Source organism: Streptomyces chlorus (assembly GCF_042655885.1).
Lineage (GTDB): Bacteria > Actinomycetota > Actinomycetes > Streptomycetales > Streptomycetaceae > Streptomyces > Streptomyces chlorus.
In genome coordinates this window covers 160813-181493 of sequence record NZ_JBHSOA010000053.1, presented here as the reverse complement: position 1 = coordinate 181493, position 20681 = coordinate 160813, and the positions used below count along the sequence as shown (strand labels likewise).

At 68.2% G+C, this 20681-nt stretch carries 16 protein-coding genes; 14 read left to right on the top strand and 2 right to left on the bottom strand.

The window, feature by feature from the left end; all coding sequences use genetic code 11:
- The first annotated feature begins 60 nt into the window (after positions 1–60).
- The 11 genes from typA (at position 61) to ACFPZI_RS24605 (ending at position 15164) form a co-directional block, all read left to right on the top strand.
- Positions 61–1977 (top strand): translational GTPase TypA, encoded by a 1917-nt coding sequence (gene typA, locus ACFPZI_RS24655; protein WP_381366844.1) that lies wholly within the window; start codon positions 61–63, stop codon positions 1975–1977.
- Positions 1978–3054: 1077 nt separating this feature from the next.
- Positions 3055–4092: an ABC transporter permease gene (locus tag ACFPZI_RS24650; protein ID WP_381366841.1), complete on the top strand. Its 1038-nt coding sequence runs from the start codon at positions 3055–3057 to the stop codon at positions 4090–4092.
- A gap of 101 nt (positions 4093–4193) precedes the next feature.
- Complete coding sequence (locus tag ACFPZI_RS24645) at positions 4194–5996, top strand: ABC transporter substrate-binding protein (protein ID WP_381366839.1); 1803 nt, start codon at positions 4194–4196, stop codon at positions 5994–5996.
- 104 nt (positions 5997–6100) lie between these two features.
- Complete coding sequence (locus ACFPZI_RS24640) at positions 6101–7078, top strand: ABC transporter permease (protein ID WP_381366836.1); 978 nt, start codon at positions 6101–6103, stop codon at positions 7076–7078.
- Positions 7079–7088: 10 nt separating this feature from the next.
- Positions 7089–8150, top strand: a complete 1062-nt coding sequence (locus ACFPZI_RS24635; protein WP_381366833.1) for an ABC transporter ATP-binding protein — start codon at positions 7089–7091, stop codon at positions 8148–8150.
- 13 nt (positions 8151–8163) lie between these two features.
- Positions 8164–9285 (top strand): ABC transporter ATP-binding protein, encoded by a 1122-nt coding sequence (locus tag ACFPZI_RS24630; protein ID WP_381366830.1) that lies wholly within the window; start codon positions 8164–8166, stop codon positions 9283–9285.
- 231 nt (positions 9286–9516) lie between these two features.
- Positions 9517–11142 (top strand): peptide ABC transporter substrate-binding protein, encoded by a 1626-nt coding sequence (locus ACFPZI_RS24625; protein ID WP_381366827.1) that lies wholly within the window; start codon positions 9517–9519, stop codon positions 11140–11142.
- Positions 11143–11148: 6 nt separating this feature from the next.
- Positions 11149–12072, top strand: a complete 924-nt coding sequence (locus ACFPZI_RS24620; RefSeq protein ID WP_381366824.1) for an ABC transporter permease — start codon at positions 11149–11151, stop codon at positions 12070–12072.
- Positions 12065–13045 (top strand): ABC transporter permease, encoded by a 981-nt coding sequence (locus ACFPZI_RS24615; RefSeq protein WP_381366821.1) that lies wholly within the window; start codon positions 12065–12067, stop codon positions 13043–13045. Before ACFPZI_RS24620 ends, ACFPZI_RS24615 begins: the two co-directional genes overlap by 8 nt.
- 9 nt (positions 13046–13054) lie before the next feature.
- On the top strand, positions 13055–14038 hold the full coding sequence (locus tag ACFPZI_RS24610) for an ABC transporter ATP-binding protein (RefSeq protein WP_381366818.1): 984 nt from the start codon (positions 13055–13057) through the stop codon (positions 14036–14038).
- Positions 14031–15164, top strand: coding sequence for an ABC transporter ATP-binding protein (locus ACFPZI_RS24605; RefSeq protein ID WP_381366815.1), 1134 nt, complete (start codon positions 14031–14033; stop codon positions 15162–15164). Before ACFPZI_RS24610 ends, ACFPZI_RS24605 begins: the two co-directional genes overlap by 8 nt.
- 295 nt (positions 15165–15459) lie before the next feature.
- Here ACFPZI_RS24605 and ACFPZI_RS24600 read toward each other — a convergent pair whose 3' ends face one another.
- Positions 15460–17610 carry a S9 family peptidase gene (locus tag ACFPZI_RS24600; protein ID WP_381366813.1) on the bottom strand — a complete coding sequence of 717 codons (2151 nt, stop codon included), beginning with the start codon at positions 17608–17610 and terminating at the stop codon, positions 15460–15462.
- A gap of 178 nt (positions 17611–17788) precedes the next feature.
- Between ACFPZI_RS24600 and ACFPZI_RS24595 the strand changes: the two genes are divergently transcribed.
- Together ACFPZI_RS24595 and ACFPZI_RS24590 are read left to right on the top strand one after the other, a co-directional pair.
- Entirely contained in the window at positions 17789–17983 is a 195-nt protein-coding gene (locus ACFPZI_RS24595) for a hypothetical protein (RefSeq protein WP_055570526.1), read from the top strand.
- Between the two features lie 87 nt (positions 17984–18070).
- On the top strand, positions 18071–18562 hold the full coding sequence (locus ACFPZI_RS24590; RefSeq protein WP_381366810.1) for a hypothetical protein: 492 nt from the start codon (positions 18071–18073) through the stop codon (positions 18560–18562).
- 155 nt (positions 18563–18717) lie between these two features.
- On the opposite strand, the gene ACFPZI_RS24585 is transcribed toward ACFPZI_RS24590, so the two are convergent.
- Positions 18718–19959 carry a serine hydrolase domain-containing protein gene (locus ACFPZI_RS24585; protein ID WP_381366807.1) on the bottom strand — a complete coding sequence of 414 codons (1242 nt, stop codon included), beginning with the start codon at positions 19957–19959 and terminating at the stop codon, positions 18718–18720.
- 573 nt (positions 19960–20532) lie between these two features.
- On the opposite strand from ACFPZI_RS24585, the gene ACFPZI_RS24580 reads away from it, so the two are divergent.
- Entirely contained in the window at positions 20533–20673 is a 141-nt protein-coding gene (locus ACFPZI_RS24580) for a hypothetical protein (protein ID WP_381366805.1), read from the top strand.
- Positions 20674–20681: the final 8 nt, after the last annotated feature.

Sequence of the window (20681 nt, the reverse complement as noted above, 5' to 3'; positions counted from 1 at the left end):
CCCGCGCACCACAGCCGTCTGCGCAGGGCGCTTCTCACCATTCCGGGAGTACGCCAACTCATGGCTTTGTCCATCCAGCGTCACGACATCCGCAACGTCGCCATCATCGCCCACGTCGACCACGGCAAGACCACCATCGTCGACGGCATGCTCAAGCAGGCAGGTGCCTTCGCCGCCCACCAGCTCGACCAGGTCGACGAGCGCATGATGGACTCCGGCGACCTGGAACGTGAGAAGGGCATCACGATCCTCGCCAAGAACACGGCGGTGAAGTACCACCCCAAGGACGGTGGGGACCCGATCACGATCAACATCATCGACACCCCCGGCCACGCCGACTTCGGTGGTGAGGTCGAGCGCGCCCTGTCGATGGTCGACGGTGTCGTGCTGCTCGTCGACTCCTCCGAGGGCCCGCTGCCGCAGACCCGCTTCGTGCTGCGCAAGGCGCTCCAGGCGCGGCTGCCGATCATCCTGTGCATCAACAAGACGGACCGGCCGGACTCGCGTATCGACGAGGTCGTCAACGAGGCCTACGACCTGTTCCTCGACCTGGACGCCGACGAGGAGCAGATCGAGTTCCCGATCGTCTACGCCTGCGGCCGGGACGGCATCGCCTCGCTGACCAAGCCGGCGGACGGCACGGTCCCGACCGACTCCGACTCCCTGGAGCCGTTCTTCTCCACCATCCTGTCGCACATCCCGGCCCCCACCTACGACGAGGGCGCCCCGCTCCAGGCCCACGTCACCAACCTGGACGCCGACAACTTCCTCGGCCGGATCGCCCTGCTCCGCGTCCACCAGGGCGAGCTGAAGAAGGGCCAGACGGTCGCCTGGATGAAGCGCGACGGGTCCGTGTCCAACGTGCGGATCTCCGAGCTGATGATGACCGAGGCGCTCACCCGCAAGCCCGCCGAGAAGGCCGGCCCGGGTGACATCTGCGCGGTCGCCGGTATCACGGACATCATGATCGGCGAGACCCTGGCCGACCCGGAGAACCCGGTTCCGCTGCCGCTGATCACGGTGGACGAGCCCGCGATCTCCATGACCATCGGCACCAACACCTCGCCGCTGGTCGGCCGCGGCAGCACCGGTAAGGGCGCCGACGCGAAGGCGGCCGTGAAGGACCGCAAGGTCACCGCCCGCCAGGTCAAGGACCGCCTGGACCGCGAGCTCATCGGCAACGTCTCGCTGCGCGTCCTGGACACCGGCCGTCCCGACGCCTGGGAGGTGCAGGGCCGAGGCGAACTGGCGCTGGCGATCCTGGTCGAGCAGATGCGCCGTGAGGGCTTCGAGCTCACCATCGGTAAGCCGCAGGTGGTCACCCGGGAGATCGACGGCAAGGTGCACGAGCCCGTCGAGCGGATGACGGTCGACGTGCCCGAGGAGCACATGGGCGCGGTCACGCAGCTCATGGGCGTCCGCAAGGGCCGCATGGACAACATGTCGAACCACGGTTCCGGCTGGGTGCGCCTGGAGTTCGTGGTGCCCTCGCGTGGTCTGATCGGCTTCCGTACCGAGTTCCTCACCCAGACCCGGGGCACCGGTATCGCGCACTCCATCCACGAGGGCCACGAGCCCTGGTTCGGGCCGCTCACGACCCGTAACAACGGCTCCCTGGTCGCCGACCGCGCCGGTGCTGTCACCGCGTTCGCGATGACCAACCTGCAGGAGCGCGGAGTGCTGTTCACCGACCCCGGCACCGAGGTGTACGAGGGCATGATCGTCGGCGAGAACTCCCGCGCCGACGACATGGACGTCAACATCACCAAGGAGAAGAAGCTCACCAACATGCGGTCGTCCTCGGCCGATTCGTTCGAGGCGATCGTTCCGCCGCGCAAGCTGTCGCTGGAGCAGTCCCTGGAGTTCTGCCGCGACGACGAGTGCGTCGAGGTGACCCCGGAGTCCATCCGCATCCGCAAGGTGAACCTGGACGGCCGTGAGCGCGCCCGCGCCGCGAGCCGCGCCAAGCACGGCTGACACGTCGGCTGACACCCCGCCCCGCGCACGCGGGCACATACGGCACCGGGCACCCCTGAGCGCAGGGGTGCCCGGTGCCGTTCGTGCGGGCGGCGGAACTCGCCCCGGATCAGCGGGAAGAAAAGCGTCGGACAAGCCGGAACAGGTCGGAGCGGCACGGCGCAATGTCATTGCGCGGTGTCGTGGGAAGTGGAGCAAAAGAGGAAGGTAGGGATAACCCTCGATCTGGCCGGGAGATGCCCCTGAAGTGGGCGACGCCCACTATCCTTCTCCCCAAGCGGACGGTTGTCGCGGCGGCGTGGACAAGTGCACGACCTGTTCACGCCCGATATACGGCCCGACGGCCAACGGCCCTGCCGTCCAAGCGCGTTGAGTGCACGAAAGCCCTTTGGGAACCTTGCACAAGGGCCGCGCCATTCGCAACGGCTTTTCCCCACGCAGGTGTCCGCTATACGGACACTTTCCTCCGATAGATGTGTAACAAGTCCGTTTCGCAGGGATCTCCGACGAAACCCTTTGTCCGGATTTTGGAAGATGCGGTACCTAGCCGTGATCGAACCGAGACCTCGTGGGTGTGGTTCGGCTCTGTCGCATGGCAGATAGTTAGGCGCGTAGAACTCGGCCGAACGGGTCACGCGTCATCGATGCGGACCCGTGAGCCAGGGGGCACCTGACGATCTCCGACACCAGCGACGGGCGGTGAACGAAGACATGTCGCGTGCTCCCCTTTGCGGTGAACCAGTGGATTCATGAGGAGGAACCCATGCGAGGTGCCACAAGCGCCATATGGGTCGCGTCGTCCCCGATGACAGGTGCAGGCCCTGTGGGTGCGTTTAGTCCCGTTCCCGTTCATGTTCCCGCTCTCGTGGCCGAGGCAGCGATCCGGCGTCGCGAACTTCCTTGACTGCCCCGACCCGTGACCGGCCGGCGTCGGTCGCGGGCCAGGGTCCCCCGGCGGTGGGGTCGACCTCCAGTCGCTGTTCCAGTCGCGCGCTTCGAATGACGTACGCCGTGCGAAGGCCGTCGGACCGCTTGTGTACCCCCGACGACCTCCAACACCTGTGAAACGGACGAATCATGACGAGTCCAACCGAGATCGAGGGTGCTGAGGCCTCTTTCGTCTTGGACAAAGAGAGCGAGCCGCAGGGCGACGCCCAGGAGCCGAAGAAGCTCGAGGGCCGCAGCCCCGGGCAGTTGATGTGGGCGCGCTTCAAGCGCGACCGCACCGGAGTCATCTCCGCGTGCGTAGTGATTTTCTTCTTCGTGGTGTCCGCGTGTGCCCCGCTCATCGCGAAGGTGTACGGCAAGGATCCCTACACGCTCTACGCCCAGGAGCCGGACTTCCCGTTCCTTCTGGACGACTTCGCCATGCCCATCGGTTCCTTCGGCGGCATGTCGGGCGATTTCTGGTTCGGCGTCGAGCCCAAGCTGGGCCGTGACGTGTTCACCATGCTGCTGTACGGCATGCGGACCTCGCTGTACATGGCCGTCGTCATCACGATCCTGTGCGTCGTGACCGGCGTGCTCATCGGCATGGTCAGCGGCTACTTCGGCGGCCGGGTGGACTACTGGGTGGGACGGGTCACGGACTTCTTCCTGGCCTTCCCGCAGCAGCTGTTCTTCATCGCCTTCATGCCCGTGGTGACCGCGATGTTCGTATCCCCGCAGGACGAGACCCCCACCTACCTGCGGGCCCTGGCGATCACTCTGGTGATGTGGTTCCTCGGCTGGATGAGCCTGGCCCGTCTGGTGCGCAGCTCCGTACTGTCGCTGGCCGACCGGGAGTTCGTGGAGGCGGCCAAGGTCTCCGGTGCCTCTCCCTGGCGCATCGTACGCAAGGAGATCCTGCCGAACGTCGTCACGCCGATCCTGGTGCAGGCCACCTACATCCTGCCGAGCACGATCCTCACCATCGCCTTCCTCTCGTTCATCGGCGTCGGCTTCGTCGAGCCGACCCCGGACTGGGGCCGGATGTTCGCCATCGGTGCCGAGGTGTACGAGCAGGACCCGATGTTCATGTTCTTCCCCGGCATCGCGCTGGTGGCCTTCGTGCTCGCCTTCAACCTTCTCGGAGACTCCGTCCGGGACGCATTCGACCCCAAGACCGGACGCTGAACCGTCCACTGGTGGGTGGGGGAGCTGCCGCCCCCGTTCCGGCTATCGGACCGTCAGGCAGCACTCGTGGACAACTAACGACAGGTAGGTGCATCGGCCTCATGAAGCCCATCAGAACGCGTACCGTGCGTGCCATAGCCGTCGCCCTCGTGGCCGGCTCGCTGACCCTGACCGCTTGCTCCAGCGAAAGCGGCGGCAACAACAAGGGCAAGGACGACTCCAAGTCCCAGAAGGACGCTGCCGAGCAGCAGGACCCGGTCGCCTACGGTGACGCCGCCGCGTCCAACGGTCCGGCCGAAGAGGTCGCCGGTGCCACGTCCGGTGGCTTCATCAACGTGTACATGCAGTCGGATCTGACCCACATGGACCCGGGGCAGATCTACGTCAGTGACGCCGGTCAGTTCTCCAACCTGGTCCACCGCGGCCTGACGAACTTCCAGGAGGACAAGGACGGCAACCTGACGGTCGTCGGTGACATCGCCACCGACTCCGGCACGTCCTCCGACGACGGCAAGACCTGGACGTTCGAGATCAAGGACGGCGTCAAGGACGAGGACGGCAAGGCCATCACCTCGGCCGACGTCCGCCACACCATCGAGCGTCTGTACTCCAAGGTCATCTTCGACGGTCCGACCTTCGTCCAGTCCTGGCTCTCGGGCAACGACTACCGCAAGGCGCTGCCGGACGGCCCCTACAAGGGCAAGCACCTGCCGGACTCCGTGCTGGAGACCCCGGACGACAAGACGGTCGTCTTCCACTTCGACCAGCCCCGTCCGGACCTCCCGCAGGCCCTGGCCATGGCCGGCTACTCCATCGTGCCCGAGAAGGCGGATACGAAGGAGAAGTACGACAAGGCCCCGAAGTCCCTCGGCCCGTACAAGATCGCCGAGCACAAGCCGGGCAAGTCGATGAAGCTGGTCAAGAACGACCAGTGGGACGCCAAGACGGACGCGGTGCGTCACCAGTACGTCGACGGCTACAACTTCAGCAGCACCATTGCCCAGGCCAGCCAGACCAAGCGTCTGACCGCCGACCAGGGCGAGGCCAAGAACGCCATCCAGTTCACCGACTCGGTGGACCCGGCCCAGATGTCCACGGTCATCGGCAACGCGGACGCCAAGAAGCGCACCATCCAGGGCTTCCAGCCCTACGTGTGGCAGCTGACCTTCAACCTGGACCGGATGAAGGACAAGAAGGTCCGTGACGCGATCACCTACGCGATCCCGAACCAGTCCATGATCCAGGCGGACGGTGGTCGCTACGGCGGTGAGGTCGCCGGCGGTCTGCTCGCCCCGACCCTGCCGAACTACGACCCGGAGTACGACCCGTTCGGCAAGCTGAAGAAGCCCAACGGCGACCCGGAGAAGGCCAAGGAGCTGCTGAAGGAGGCGGGTGTCAAGGAGGGCACGAAGCTCAGCTACGCCTACGCCAACACCCCGCGCGGCCAGGCCCAGATGGTCATCATCAAGGACGCGCTCAACAAGATCGGCTTCGACGTCCAGGCGAAGGAGATCGACCGGGCCAGCTTCTACGAGCAGGTCGGCAAGCTGAAGAACCCGTTCGACCTCTACATGACCGGCTGGGGCCAGGACTGGTCGTCGCCGTCCACGGTCATCACCCCGGTCTACGACGGTGAACTCGTCGCCGACGGTGCGTCTAACTACTCGCACATCAACGACAAGCAGGTCAACGACCTCATCAAGAAGGCTCTGACCCAGGAGCCGGAAGAGGCCGCCAAGTCCTGGGAGAAGGCTCACCACCGCATCGTGGAGGAGATCAACCCGGCTGCTCCGGTCTACTACTCGAAGCAGATCCAGCTCTACGGTTCGAACATCGGTGGCGCCGTGTACAGCAACGAGTCGAGCTACATCGACATCAACAACCTGTACCTGAAGAAGCCGTAACCCGTCAGCTCGGCTGACCGCGGGGGTGTGCGCCAGGCGGAGCGCACCCCCGCGGCCGGTACCCCCTCCCTGCCGCCGCGTTTCGAAGAGAGCATCCACCCGCCATGCTTCAGTTCCTCATCCGCAGGCTGATCGGCGCCGTCGTCATCATGTTCCTGATCGGCGCCTTCACGTTTTTCCTCTTCTATACGATCCCCCAGGACTTCGCCCAGTTGTCCTGCGGCAAGAACTGCTCCCCGGAGAACATCGCGGTGATCCGCGAGAACCTCGGCCTGGACAAGCCCATCACCGCCCAGTTCTGGGAGTTCATGAGAGGGATCGTGGCCGGGCGGGACTTCGCTCAGGGACACTGCTCCGCGCCGTGCCTGGGGATGTCCTTCGACAGCGGCGAGTTCGTCTGGGACTCGATCATGGACCGTTTCCCGCTGACGCTGTCGCTGACCGTCGGTGGTCTGGTGATCTTCCTGATCGTGGGTCTCGGCGCGGGTCTGCTCGCCGCGTGGAAGCGCGGCACGGCGGCCGACAAGGCCGTCAGCGGTGCTTCGATCGTGCTCAGCTCGTTCCAGATCTACTTCCTCGGCCCCATCGCCCTCGGCATCTTCGTCTACCAGACCGGCTGGATGGACAACCCGAAGTACAGTCCCTTCACCGAGAACCCGTTCACCTGGGCCGCCGGCATGATCATTCCGTGGGCCGTGATGGCCACGATCTTCACCGCTCAGTACACCCGTATGTCGCGCTCGACCATGATCGAGCAACTGCAGGAGGAGCACGTCCGCACCGCCCGCGCCAAGGGCATGAGGCAGCGGTACGTCTTCTTCCGCTACGCCTGGCGCGGCTCGCTGATCCCGATCGTCACGATTCTCGGTATGGACCTCAGCGCACTGCTGTCCGGTGCCGTGGTCACGGAGTTCACCTTCGACCTGGCCGGTATCGGACGTCTCGCGGTCGATTCGTCACTGACGAAGGACCTGCCGGTGACGATGGGCGTCATGCTGTTCGGGGCCTTCTTCATCCTGATCCTGAACATCATCGTCGACCTCGCGTACGCCTACATCGACCCGCGCGTGCGCCTCAGCTAGGAGAGACACCGTGACCACTCTGACCAAGACCGAAGGCGGGACGGCCCCGACCGGGCCGGATGCCTTCCTCTCGGTCCGCGACCTGCGGGTGCGGTTCTCCACCGAGGACGGCACCGTCAAGGCGGTCGACGGACTGTCCTTCGACGTCGAACGCGGCAAGACGCTCGGCATCGTCGGCGAGTCGGGCTCCGGCAAGTCCGTCACCAACCTGACCGTGCTCGGCCTGCACAACTCCAAGACCACCACCGTGGAGGGCCAGATCCTCCTCGAGGGACGGGACCTGGTCACCACGGCCGAGAAGGAGATGGAGAAGCTCCGCGGCAACAAGGTCGCGATGATCTTCCAGGACCCGCTGACGGCGCTCTCGCCGTACTACACGGTGGGCCGGCAGATCGCCGAGCCGTACATGAAGCACACCGGCGCCTCCAAGAAGGAGGCGCGGGCTCGGACGATCGACATGCTGGCCAAGGTCGGCATTCCACAGCCCCAGACCCGGGTGGACGACTACCCGCACCAGTTCTCCGGCGGTATGCGCCAGCGCGTCATGATCGCCATGGCGCTGGTCTGCGACCCCGACCTGCTGATCGCCGACGAGCCGACCACGGCCCTGGACGTGACCGTCCAGGCGCAGATCCTCGACCTGCTCAAGGAACTCCAGCAGGAGTTCGGCTCGGCCATCATCTTCATCACCCACGACCTCGGCGTCATCTCCGACATGGCCGACGACCTGCTGGTGATGTACTCGGGCAGGGCCGTGGAGCGCGGCGGCGTCCGCGAGGTACTGCGTGAGCCCAAGCACCCCTATACCTGGGGTCTGCTCAGCTCGATGCCCCGCCTCGGCGGCGACACCTCGCAGGCGCTCAACCCGATCCCCGGATCGCCGCCCAGCCTGCTGAACCCGCCCTCCGGCTGCCCCTTCCACCCGCGCTGCGCCTTCACGGGCGAGGTGCGGGGCGACCTGTGCAGCACCGAGCGCCCGCCGCTCGCCGAAGGCCGCGCCGCCGCGTGCCATCTGACGGCGGAGCAGAAGCAGACCATCTTCATCGACAAGATCCAGCCCCGGCTGCGCTAGGGAGATCCGAGACATGAGCGACAACCTCACCCTCCCCGCACAGCAGGGCTCCGCCGGCGCGTCGACCGAGACGCTGCTGAAGGTCGAGGGCCTCACCAAACACTTCCCGATCTACGGCGGCTTTCCGATCAAACGGAAGGTCGGCGCCGTGCAGGCCGTCGACAAGGTCGACCTGACCGTCGGCGTCGGAGAGAGCGTCGGTCTGGTGGGCGAGTCGGGCTGCGGCAAGTCGACCACGGGCCGGCTCATCACCCGGCTGCTTGAGCCGACCAGCGGGAAGATCGAATACGCGGGCCGGGACATCACGCACGCCTCGCGCCGGCAACTGGCGCCCGTGCGGTCCGAGATCCAGATGATCTTCCAGGACCCTTACTCCTCGCTGAACCCGCGCCAGACCGTCGGCACCATCATCAGGTCGCCGATGGAGGTCAACGGGATCGACCCGGCGGGCGGCCGGGAGAAGAGGGTCCGTGAGCTGCTCGAGCTCGTCGGCCTCAACCCCGAGCACTACAACCGCTTCCCGCACGAGTTCTCCGGCGGCCAGCGCCAGCGCATCGGCGTCGCCCGCGCCCTCGCGCTCAACCCGAAGCTCATCGTGGCGGACGAGCCGGTCTCCGCGCTGGACGTGTCGATCCAGGCCCAGGTCGTCAACCTGCTGCAGAAGGTCCAGGAAGAGCTGGGCATCGCCTTCCTGTTCATCGCCCACGACCTGGCGGTGGTCCGGCACTTCTCGCAGCGTCTGGCCGTGATGTACCTCGGCAAGGTGGTCGAGGTCGGCGACCGGGACTCCATCTACAACCGGCCCCGGCACCCCTACACCCACGCCCTGCTGTCGGCCGTGCCCGAGGTGGCCATGGACGACGAGAGCGAGAACCGGGAGCGCATCCGGCTCGCCGGGGACGTGCCCTCGCCGATCATGCCGCCGTCCGGCTGCCGCTTCCGCACGCGCTGCTGGAAGGCGCAGGACAAGTGCGCCACCGAGGAGCCGCCGCTCGTCCGGATCTCCGGCAACAAGGAAGGGCACCTGACCGCCTGCCACTTCCCGGAGGACCCGACCACGGAGGCCCGCGGCGAGGACATCGTCCTCGACCCGGCGCTGAAGGCCCTGGAGGACGAGTCCGCCGAGAAGGAGTGACTCGGAGCACGAGACTCGAAGGACCGCCAACGGCTGCTGCCCGCCCCTTCCGGGGCGGGCAGCAGCCGTTGGCGGTCCTGTGGCCGCACACGTGGCAGACCTCGTCATGCACACGTGCATACGGTGGGAGTTGTCCCCGTACGGACGTCGCGCATGTGCGTTGCACGCCCTTTGCGCCGATATTGGCGTAAAGCGTCAGCGCACCCCTGCGTACGTACGAGGAGGCACCCCATGCGCGGAGCCACGCACGCCACATGGGCCGTATGCGCGGTGGCGGTCGTCCTCGCGGCGACGGCCTGCGGCGGCGGGGGCGGCAGCGGTGACGCCGGCGCGGTGCTGAGTGCCTCCTGGGGCGACCCGCAGAACCCGCTGGAGCCGTCCAACACCAACGAGGTTCAGGGCGGCAAGGTCCTCGACATGATCTTCCGGGGCCTCAAGCGCTACGACCCGAAGACCGGCAAGGCCCGGGACATGCTCGCCGAGAGCATCCAGACCAAGGACTCGCAGAACTTCACCGTCAGGGTCAAGAACGGCTGGACCTTCAGCAACGGCGAGAAGGTCACCGCCAAGTCCTTCGTCGACGCCTGGAACTACGGCGCGAGCCTGAAGAACAACCAGCGCAACGCCTACTTCTTCGGCTACATCGAGGGCTACGACAAGACCCACCCCGAGAACGGCGGCAAACAGACCGCCGACACCCTCTCCGGGCTCAAGGCCGTCGACGAACTGACCTTCACCATCAAGCTCACCCAGAAGTTCTCGACCTTCCCCGACACCCTCGGCTACGCCGCCTTCGCCCCGCTGCCCCGGGCCTTCTTCGACGACCACGCCGCCTGGGTCGCCAAGCCGGTCGGCAACGGCCCGTACGCCGTCGACACGTACACCAGGGGCTCGCAGATGTCCCTGCGGAAGTGGGCGCACTACCCCGGCGACGACAAGGCGCAGAACGGCGGTGTCGACCTCAAGGTCTACACCGACAACAACACCGCCTACACCGACCTCATCGCCGGCAACCTCGACCTGGTCGACGACGTCCCCGCCGCCCAGCTGAAGAACGTCAGGAGCGACCTGGGCGACCGCTACCTCAACACCCCCGCCGGCATCATCCAGACCCTCGCCTTCCCCTTCTACGACAAGGCCTGGAACAAGTCCGGCTCGGAGAAGGTCCGCAAGGGCCTGTCGATGGCGATCAACCGCGACCAGATCACCGAGACCCTCTTCGTGAAGACCCGCACCCCCGCCACCGACTGGACCTCCCCGGTCCTCGGCAAGGACGGCGGTTTCCAGGACGGGCTGTGCGGTGATGCCTGCACGTACAAGCCGGACGAGGCGAAGAAGCTCATCCAGCAGGGTGGCGGCCTGCCCGGCGGCAAGGTCACCCTCACCTACAACGCGGACACCGGCTCCCACAAGGACTGGGTCGACGCGGTCTGCAACTCCATCAACAACGCGCTGGGCAACGAGCGCGCCTGCGCCGGCAACCCGGTCGGCACCTTCGCCGACTTCCGCAACCGGATCACCCAGCAGAAGATGAGCGGCCCGTTCCGCGCCGGCTGGCAGATGGACTACCCGCTCATCCAGAACTTCCTCCAGCCGCTCTACTACACCAACGCCTCCTCCAACGACGGCAAGTGGTCCAACAAGAACTTCGACGAGTTCGTCGACCGGGCCAACCAGGAGACCGACACCGCCAAGGCCGTCGGACTGTTCCAGCAGGCCGAAGGGGTCGTCCGCGACAACATGGCCGCCATCCCGCTGTGGTACCAGAACGGCAGCGCGGGCTGGTCCGAGCGGCTGTCCCACGTGAAGCTCAACCCCTTCAGCGTCCCCGTGTACGACCAGATCAAGGTGAGCTGATCCGCCATGGGACGCTACGTCGTCCGGCGTCTGCTCCAGATGATCCCGGTGTTCGTCGGGGCCACGCTGCTGATCTTCCTCATGGTGAACGTGATGGGCGACCCCATCGCCGGCCTCTGCGGCGAGCGGCAGTGCGACCCGGCGACGGCCGCCCAGCTGAAGAAGGAGTTCGGCCTCGACAAGCCCGTCTGGCAGCAGTACCTGACCTACATGGGGAACGTCTTCACCGGTGACTTCGGTACGGCGTTCAACGGTCAGAAGGTCACCGAGCTGATGCTGACCGCGTTCCCCGTCACCATCCGGCTCACGCTCATCGCGATCCTCTTCGAGATCGTCATCGGCATCGCCCTCGGCGTGATCACCGGACTGCGCCGGGGACGCCCCGTCGACACCGGCGTCCTGCTGCTCACCCTCGTCGTCATCTCCGTCCCCACCTTCGTCACCGGTCTGCTGCTCCAGCTGCTGCTGGGGGTGGAGTGGGGGTGGATCAGTCCGTCGGTCTCCTCCGAGGCCCCGTTCGGCGAGCTGATCGTGCCCGGCCTGGTGCTGGCCTCCGTCTCCCTCGCCTACGTCACCCGGCTGACCCGCACCTCCATCGCCGAGAACCGTCGCTCCGACTACGTCCGCACCGCCATCGCCAAGGGGCTGCCCCGGCGCCGGGTGATCACCCGGCACCTGCTGCGCAACTCCCTCATCCCGGTGGTCACCTTCATCGGCGCCGACATCGGCTTCCTCATGGGCGGCGCGATCGTCACCGAGCGGATCTTCAACATCCACGGCGTCGGCTACCAGATCTACCAGGGCATCCTGCGGCAGAACACCCAGACCGTCGTCGGCTTCGTGACCGTCCTCGTGCTGGTCTTCCTGGTCGCGAACCTCGTCGTCGACCTTCTGTACGCCGTACTCGACCCGAGGATCCGCTATGCCTGAACAGCACTTCGACCCCGCTCGAGCCATCGCGGGGACCGGCATGGGCGGCTCCATGGACCTGGGCGTCGACGAGGCCGAGACCCTGGAGAGGACGCCCGGCGGCCCGGACGGCACCGGCCCGCAGGGCAAGCCGCGCTCCCTGTGGTCGGACGCCTGGCGCGACCTGCGCCGCAACCCCGTCTTCATCGTCTCCTCCCTGGTGATCCTCTTCCTGATTGTCATCTCCCTGTGGCCCTCGCTGATCACCTCCGGCAGCCCGCTCAAGTGTGACCTGGCCAAGGCCCAGGAGGGCTCCCAGCCCGGCCACCCCTTCGGCTTCAACGGACAGGGCTGCGACGTCTACACCCGTACCGTCTACGGCGCCCGTACGTCCGTCACGGTCGGCGTCTGCGCCACGCTCGGGGTCGCGGTCCTCGGCAGCGTCCTGGGCGCGACGGCCGGCTTCTTCGGCGGGGTGGGGGACTCGGTCCTGTCCCGGATCACCGACGTCTTCTTCGCCATCCCGGTCGTCCTCGGCGGTCTGGTGCTGCTGTCCGTGGTGACCAGCAACTCGGTGTGGCCCGTCATCGGGTTCATGGTGCTGCTCGGCTGGCCGCAGCTCTCCCGGATCGCCCGCGGTTCGGTCATCACCGCCAAGCAGAACGACTACGTCCAGGCCGCGCGGGCGCTCGGCGCCTCCAACTCCCGCCTGGTGCTGCGCCACATCGCGCCCAACGCCATCGCCCCGGTCATCGTCGTGGCGACGATCGCGCTCGGTACGTACATCTCGCTGGAGGCGACCCTGTCCTACCTCGGCGTCGGGCTGAAACCGCCCAGCGTCTCCTGGGGCATCGACATCTCCTCGGCCTCGCCCTACATCCGCAACGCCCCGCACGCGCTCCTGTGGCCCTCCGGCGCCCTCGCGATCACCGTCCTGGCGTTCATCATGCTCGGCGACGCGGTGCGCGACGCCCTCGACCCGAAGCTGAGGTGAGCCGCCGCCATGCTGCTCGAAGTGCGTGACCTGCACGTGGAGTTCCACACCAGGGACGGCGTCGCCAAGGCCGTCAACGGCGTCAGCTACGGCGTCGACGAGGGGGAGACACTCGCGGTGCTGGGCGAGTCCGGCTCCGGCAAGTCGGTGACCGCGCAGGCGATCATGGGCATCCTCGACATGCCGCCCGGCCGGATCACCGGCGGCGAGGTCGTCTTCCAGGGCCGCGACCTCCTCGGCCTGAAGGAGGAGCAGCGCCGCAAGGTCCGGGGCGCCGAGATGGCGATGATCTTCCAGGACGCTTTGTCCTCCCTCAACCCGGTGATCTCCGTGGGGGACCAGCTCGGCGAGATGTTCGTCGTGCACCAGGGCATGTCGAAGAAGGACGCGCGGGCGAAGGCCGTCGAGCTGATGGACCGGGTGCGCATCCCCGCCTCCCGGGAGCGGGTCGGGCAGTACCCGCACCAGTTCTCCGGCGGCATGCGCCAGCGCATCATGATCGCCATGGCGCTGGCCCTGGAACCGGCCCTGATCCTCGCCGACGAACCGACCACCGCCCTCGACGTCACCGTCCAGGCCCAGGTCATGGAACTCCTCGCGGAACTCCAGCGCGAGTACCGCATGGGGCTCATCCTCATCACCCACGACCTCGGTGTGGTCGCCGACGTCGCCGACCGCATCGCCGTCATGTACGCGGGGCGGATCGTCGAGTCGGCCCCCGTGTACGACATCTACAAGGCCCCCGCCCACCCGTACACCCGCGGTCTGCTGGACTCCATCCCCCGCCTCGACCAGAAGGGCGGGGAGCTCTACGCCATCAAGGGACTGCCGCCCAACCTCATGAGCATCCCGCCCGGCTGCGCCTTCCACCCCCGCTGCCCGATGGCCCAGGACATCTGCCGCACCGACGAGCCGCCGCTGTACGAGGTCACCGGGTCGGACGCCGAGCGCGGCAGCGCCTGCCACTTCTGGAGGGAGTGCCTGCATGGCTGAGCCGACGGGCGGGGCGCAGGGAAAGCCGGGCTTCGAGAAGGGCGGGGCGGCCGACGTGGCGGGCGTGGCGGGCGTGGCGGGCGCCGGGCCTGCCGGGGGGCCTGCCGGTGAGCCGATCCTGGAGGTCTCCGGCCTGGTCAAGCACTACCCGCTGACCCGGGGCATCCTGATCCGCAAGCAGATCGGCGCCGTGAAGGCCGTCGACGGGGTCGACTTCACCCTCGGCCGGGGCGAGACCCTGGGCATCGTGGGAGAGTCGGGATGCGGCAAGTCGACGGTCGCGAAGATGCTGGTCCATCTGGAGAAGCCGACGGCCGGCGTGATCCGCTACAAGGGCGAGGACATCACCAAGCTGTCGGGGAAGGCGCTCAAGGCCGTCCGCCGCAACATCCAGATGGTGTTCCAGGACCCGTACACCTCCCTCAACCCCCGGATGACGGTGGGCGACATCATCGGGGAGCCCTTCGACATCCACCCCGAGGTGGCGCCGAAGGGCGACCGGCGGGGGCGGGTCCAGCACCTGCTGGACGTGGTCGGGCTCAACCCGGAGTACATCAACCGGTATCCGCACCAGTTCTCCGGCGGCCAGCGCCAGCGCATCGGCATCGCGCGCGGGCTGGCGCTGCGCCCCGAGGTGATCGTCGCCGACGAACCGGTCTCCGCGCTGGACGTCTCCGTCCAGGCCCAGGTGATCAACCTGATGGACCGGCTCCAGACCGAGTTCGACCTGGCGTTCGTCTTCATCGCCCACGACCTGTCGATCGTCCGGCACATCTCCGACCGGGTCGGCGTGATGTACCTGGGCCGGATCGTCGAGATCGGCACCGACACCCAGATCTACGACCACCCGACCCACCCGTACACGCAGGCACTCCTGTCCGCCGTCCCCGTACCGGACCCGGTGGCCCGGGAACACCGCGAGCGGATCATCCTCACCGGCGACGTCCCGTCCCCCACCAACATCCCCTCCGGCTGCCGCTTTCGCACCCGCTGCTGGAAGGCGCAGACACGCTGCGCCGAGGAGGTGCCGCTGCTGGCGGTCCCCGAGGTGTTCCGCAAGACCGGCGGCCCGGCGGCACACGACTCGGCCTGCCACTTCGCGGAGGAGAAGCAGGTGGTGCCCTAGGGGAGCCTTCGGGCGGCTCCTGCGGCGGTCGGCGCAGCTCGTAGGGCCGCGGCGCAGCCTGTGAGAAGGCGCCGCCGTCAGCGGGCGGAGCGCCGTTCCTCCCCATGTCCGCTCCGCTGGGCGAAGGACGACGGGACGTGGGGCGGTTTTGGACGCGGGCCGGGTACGGCAACGGGCCGGGGCGACATGGCGCGCCCCGGCCCGTTCACGGCACCCGCACGGCCGTACGCCGAACAGCCTCGCGTGTCCGTATATCGGCACCGCTTCCCCGAAGTTGCCTCCGTGTCAACGGAGTTCAGGCCTCCGGAGCGGCGGGTGCGAGCGAGCGCCTGAGGAAGTCGAGCTGGAGGCGGAGCAGGTTCTCGGCGACTTCCTCCTGCGGGGTCATGTGTGTGACGCCGGAGAGGGGCAGCACCTCATGGGGGCGGCCGGCCGCGAGGAGGGCCGAGGACAGGCGCAGCGAGTGGGCGACCACCACGTTGTCGTCCGCCAGCCCGTGAATGACCATCATGGGGCGGTGCGGCGCGGCGGCGTCGACCAGGCCCGCGTCGTCGATCACCGAGTTGCGGCGGTAGACCTCCGGCTGCTCGTCCGGGTGGCCGATGTAGCGCTCCTGATAGTGGGTGTCGTACAGGCGCAGGTCGGTGACCGGGGCGCCCACCACCGCCGCGTGGAAGACGTCCGGCCGGCGCAGCACCGCGAGGGCGGCCAGGTAGCCGCCGAAGGACCAGCCCCGGATGGCGACGCGGCTCAGGTCGAGCGGGAAGTCGGAGGCGAGGGCCTGGAGGGCGTCCACCTGGTCCTGGACGGTGATCGCGGCGATGTCGTCCTTGACGGCCTTCTCCCAGGCGGGGGAGCGGCCGGGGGTGCCGCGGCCGTCGGCGACGATCACCGCGAAGCCCTGGTCGGCGAACCACTGCGAGGTCAGGTGCGGGTTGTGCGCGGCCACCACGCGCTGGCCGTGCGGGCCGCCGTAGGGGTCCATGAGGACGGGGAGGGGGGTGTCACCGTGGTAATCCGTCGGCATAAGCACGGCGCACGGGATTCGGCGTGCGCCCCCCTGGGTGAGGGTCACCCGAGGGGACATACCGGGGTCTTCGGCGTACGAGCGGACCGTCAGCGTCGGTTTCCCGTCACGCAGAATCCGCGCCCGCGCCCCCGGCCGGTCCGGTGTCGCGGACACGAGTACGGTCACACCCCCGGCGCGTACCGCAAAGTGCACGCCGGGCTCCTGGGAGACGCGCTCCACGCCCAGTTCGTTCACCCGGTAGACGTGCACCTCGCCGACCTCCGGGCCGCCGTCCGCCGACCCCGGCCTCGGCTCCGCTCCCGCCGACGCCGATACCAGCACGTCGTCGTCCGAGACGTCCAGTACCGCGCGGATGTGCAACTGCGGTCCGGTCAGCGGTCGTTCGCCTACGACGAGCCGTCGTGCGCCCCCCTCGTCCGCGATGCGGACCAACTGCCCGGAAGGGCTCCAGCACGGCACCCCTGCGAAAAGATCAAGCCAAACTGGATCTTCGTCGGCGTGCACCATCCGGGTGGCCCCGGTGTCCGGGTCCACCGCCAGGAACAGCTGACTGCGCTGGTCGCGCGCCTGTACGAGCAGCAGTGGCGCACCCGCCGCTGACCAGTGCGCATGCGCCATGTACGGGTACCGCGCCCGGTCCCACACGACCTCCGTACGCGCCCCGTCCAGCCCGATCACGAACAGCCGCACCTCCGCGTTCGCGGTCCCCGCCGCCGGGTACGCCACCCGCTGCGGCTCCCGATCCGGATGCGCCGGATCGGAGATCCACCACCGCCTCACCGGCGTGTCGTCCGCGCGCGCCACCAGCAGCCGGTCCGACTCGGGCGCCCACCAGAAGCCCCGCGAACGACCCATCTCCTCGGCCGCGATGAACTCCGCCAGACCGTAGGTGACGTTCTCCGTCTCGGGGGTCGCCAGCGCCCGGTCGTCCGCCCCCTCCGCTTTGACGACCCGCAGCGCACCCTGCGCGACGTAGGCGATGTGATGCCCGTCGGGCGACGGCCGGGGGTCGATCACCGGTCCGGGAGTGGGCAGTTCACGTGCCGCCCCGGCCCGCAGCCCGGCCGTGAAAAGCCGCCCTGACAAGGCGAAAGAGGCCAACTCGACCTCCGCGTCGGTCGCGTAGCCGACGATGCCGGCGCCTCCCTCGCGACTGCGCTCGCGCCGCGCCCGCTCCTGGGCCGACAGGCTCTCCGCGGCGCCGCCCAGCAGGGCGCGCGGGTCGGCCGCCACGCGCTCCCCGCCGTCCTGGGGGTCGAGTACCCACAGCGAATTCGCCCGGTCCGTACCGGAACCGGAACGCAGGAACACGACCCGGGAACCGTCGGGTGCCACGGTGAACGAACGCGGCGCGCCGAGCGTGAAGCGCTGGGTGCGGGCGTGCCGTCGGGGGAAGGAGTCAGCGTCGGTCGTCATGCCATGACCATATTGGCCATGCGCCCCCTTGTGCGGCCGTGCGCCGACCGATGCGCACGTACGGATAGTTATGATCGTTAGCGCATAGTGGGTATGAACCTGCTGGCTGCTGTGTGGATTTATCTGCCCCCATATTCCTACCCCCCTGTCGTCCTGGGATCCTTGGAGGTGAGCCGCCGTGGCACTCTCGATTTCGGCGGTAGTGCTGCTGGCGATCATCGTCTTCCTGCTGATCAAGAAGTCGGGCCTCAAGACGGGGCATGCGGTCATCTGCATGCTCCTCGGCTTCTACATGGCGTCGTCGACGATCGCGCCTACGATCAGTGAGCTGACGACCAACATCGCGGGCATGATCGGCAGCATCAACTTCTGACCCCGCCGGCCTCGTCCGGGCCGCCTCCAGCCTCCGCCGGGGCGCTGGTGCGACAGGCAGGCCCGGACGAACCTCAAGGACCGGCGCGTGGAAGCAATCGGCGTGCTCGCCGTCACCGGGCTCCTTGTCGCGTGGCTGCTGTGGAGCCTCTGGAACCTCTACCGCATTCCCGTCGGCCTGCGCGACGGATCGTGGCAGCGCCCGCTGTGGTGGGCGCGCCTGTGGTCCCTCGCGCTGTTCGTCGGCTGCGTGGCCTGGGTCCGGGGAGCGCTCAGCGGCGGGTTCGACGTGGGCGAGACATGCGCGTACGCCCATCAGCAGAGGTACGACAGTGCCTACCGGGCGGCCCATGTCGAGGAGTCCCGGCGGCTGTTCCCGTTGCACAACAAGTGCAACGGTGCATACGACCTGGTTCCGGCCTGGGTCAACCCGACGATCCTCAACTGCGCCGCCTTCGTGCTGCTCGCCACGGCGGTGCTGCTGTGGTTCGGTGTCAGGTGCTTCACCGACCGTGGCGCGCCGGGCAGCGCGGTGCGGCGACTCGGGGGTGTCGACCTCTCGCCTGTTACTCGGCGGTAAGGAATGATGCCGGGCAATCATCCACGCGTTCAGGGGCGGTGCCACCGGTGACGACTTCCGAGGAACAGGCCAGGGTGCACGTCTTCCGCTGCGGTGCACGATGCGCGCCGTCGGCCCCGCCTTCCGTCCGCCGCGGCTTCAGGCCGAGGCCGGCCTCAGCGGCGCTCGGGCAGGTCGGCCTCCGCCGGCAGGGTGGAGAGCGTGCGCGGCGCCTTGGTCGACGACGCCGCGGGCGCGGTCTCCTTCCCGCAGAAGGCCGCCTCCAGCGTCCCGCCGAGCGCCGTGTTCGCCGCGCCCCGGTTCGAGGTGTTCGCCATGGCGGAGAGCGCGCGCCGGCCGTCACGGGTGGCGAAGGCATACGTGTAGAAGCCCTGCACGGTGCCGGTGTGCCCGTACACCTGGGTGCCGCAGGACAGGTCGTAGCGGCGCAGCCCGAGTCCGTAGAAGCGGGTCTGGGTGGCGTCCGTCGGGGTGACCGTGGTCATGGCGTCCAGCATCCGGGGTGAGAGCAACCTGCCCCGCATCAGCGCGGTCGTGAAGGTGTTCAGGTCGGCCGGGTCGGAGATGACCGCGCCGGCCGACTGGGCCCAGGAAGCGGTCTGCTCCGTGGAGTCGACGAGCGGCGCCCCCGCCTCGTCGGGGTGGAGGTAGCCGCGCACGTGCGCTCCCTCGATCCGGGTCTCCGGGTGGACGTAAGAGGTGTGACGCAGCTTCAGCGGGTTGATGATGCGCCGCTCGTACTGCTTGGCGACCGAGGTCCCCGTGGCGTTCTCGATGAGCATGCCGACGACGACGAAGTTGGCGTTGGAGTACTTGTAGGCCACGCCGGGCTCGGCGGTGCGGGGTTCGGCCAGCGAGAGGTCGACCAGCTCCTGGTAGGTGAAGACGCGGTTGCGCACGGCTTCGAAGCCGGGCACGGTCTTGGCGAACATGGCCTCGGTGTAGTCGGCCAGGCCGCTGCGGTGGGTGAGCAGGTGACGGACCGTGATGCGGTCGTCGGGCAGCAGTCCGGGAAGGTGGTGGTTGACCGGTGTGTCGAGCTCCAGCCGTCCCTCGTCGACCAGTTGGAGCAGCACAACGCTGGAGAAGGTCTTGCTGACGCTGCCGATGCGGAAGCGTGCCCGGGTGTCCATGGCCTCGCCGGAGACGCGGTCGCGGACGCCGGCAGTGAGCGTTTGGACGCCGTCGGGACCGGTGAAGCGGGCCATCGCGCCCGGAGCGCCGTTGGCCATGGCGGAGTTCAGGGCCGCGGTCACGCCGTCCATGTCGGGGGCGGGGGCGGCGGGGGCGGCGGGGGTCGCGGGGCCGGCAGGGGCCGTGGGGGCTGCCGGTGCCGCGGAGGCCGCGGTGGCGGGGGCGAGACCGCCGGCGAGGGCGGCGATCAGGGTGGCGCTCATGGCCAGACGTCGGTGCGTTGACAGGGGCACGTGACTTCCTCGTTCTCGACTCATCGGAAAAGCGGCACACGTGTGGGGGTGTGCCGTGGGGGCCTGGGAGGAGCGAACACTGCGCGCTGTCCCGGATCCCCATGGAGCATGAGTGCCAACGCGTCACGTCGGTTCCTGTCACGGGGCGCCGATATCCCGTCCGACAGGGTGTCAGGACCGTTTCCTGGTAGGCCGGCGGAGCGTCGCCGGGGTTCGGAACAGGTCCGGGCGCAGAAGAACCGTCCCGGACGGGGTCGGGGCGGTGGCAGAGGGGGGGACGTCGGCATTTCCGTGTGTCTGCCGGACGCCCCGCCGCTCAGGCGCGACCCGCCGCCTTTCGCTTCGAGGCGACCGCGCTGACAGGCGCTCTACTCCGCAGACTGCCGCCCGCGACCAGCGTGAGCAGCCCGAGAACCGGTCACACCAGCCCTTTGACCTGCGTATCCAAGGTGGCGCAGGCTCAGTTCCAGAGGCTGGTTCCCGCTGTACGACAAGTGCAACGCGCGCTGCGACCTGGTTCCGGCCCGGGTCGACCCGGCCGTCGTGAACTGCGCCGCCTTCGTCCTGCTCGCCACGGCCGTGCTGCTGTGGTTCGGCGTCGCGCGTCTCGCCGGCCGTGGCGCGTCGGGCAGCGCGGTGCGGCGACTCGGGGGTGTCGACCTCTCGCCTGTTACTTGCCGGTAAGGAATGAT

Bases quoted from the DNA above. Each gene is read 5' to 3' on its own strand.
- typA (WP_381366844.1), top strand. From the start codon at position 61: ATGGCTTTGTCCATCCAGCGTCACGACATCCGCAACGTCGCCATCATC.
- ACFPZI_RS24650 (WP_381366841.1), top strand. From the start codon at position 3,055: ATGACGAGTCCAACCGAGATCGAGGGTGCTGAGGCCTCTTTCGTCTTG.
- ACFPZI_RS24645 (WP_381366839.1), top strand. From the start codon at position 4,194: ATGAAGCCCATCAGAACGCGTACCGTGCGTGCCATAGCCGTCGCCCTC.
- ACFPZI_RS24640 (WP_381366836.1), top strand. From the start codon at position 6,101: ATGCTTCAGTTCCTCATCCGCAGGCTGATCGGCGCCGTCGTCATCATG.
- ACFPZI_RS24630 (WP_381366830.1), top strand. From the start codon at position 8,164: ATGAGCGACAACCTCACCCTCCCCGCACAGCAGGGCTCCGCCGGCGCG.
- ACFPZI_RS24625 (WP_381366827.1), top strand. From the start codon at position 9,517: ATGCGCGGAGCCACGCACGCCACATGGGCCGTATGCGCGGTGGCGGTC.
- ACFPZI_RS24620 (WP_381366824.1), top strand. From the start codon at position 11,149: ATGGGACGCTACGTCGTCCGGCGTCTGCTCCAGATGATCCCGGTGTTC.
- ACFPZI_RS24615 (WP_381366821.1), top strand. From the start codon at position 12,065: ATGCCTGAACAGCACTTCGACCCCGCTCGAGCCATCGCGGGGACCGGC.
- ACFPZI_RS24610 (WP_381366818.1), top strand. From the start codon at position 13,055: ATGCTGCTCGAAGTGCGTGACCTGCACGTGGAGTTCCACACCAGGGAC.
- ACFPZI_RS24605 (WP_381366815.1), top strand. From the start codon at position 14,031: ATGGCTGAGCCGACGGGCGGGGCGCAGGGAAAGCCGGGCTTCGAGAAG.
- ACFPZI_RS24600 (WP_381366813.1), bottom strand. From the start codon at position 17,610: ATGACGACCGACGCTGACTCCTTCCCCCGACGGCACGCCCGCACCCAG.
- ACFPZI_RS24585 (WP_381366807.1), bottom strand. From the start codon at position 19,959: ATGAGCGCCACCCTGATCGCCGCCCTCGCCGGCGGTCTCGCCCCCGCC.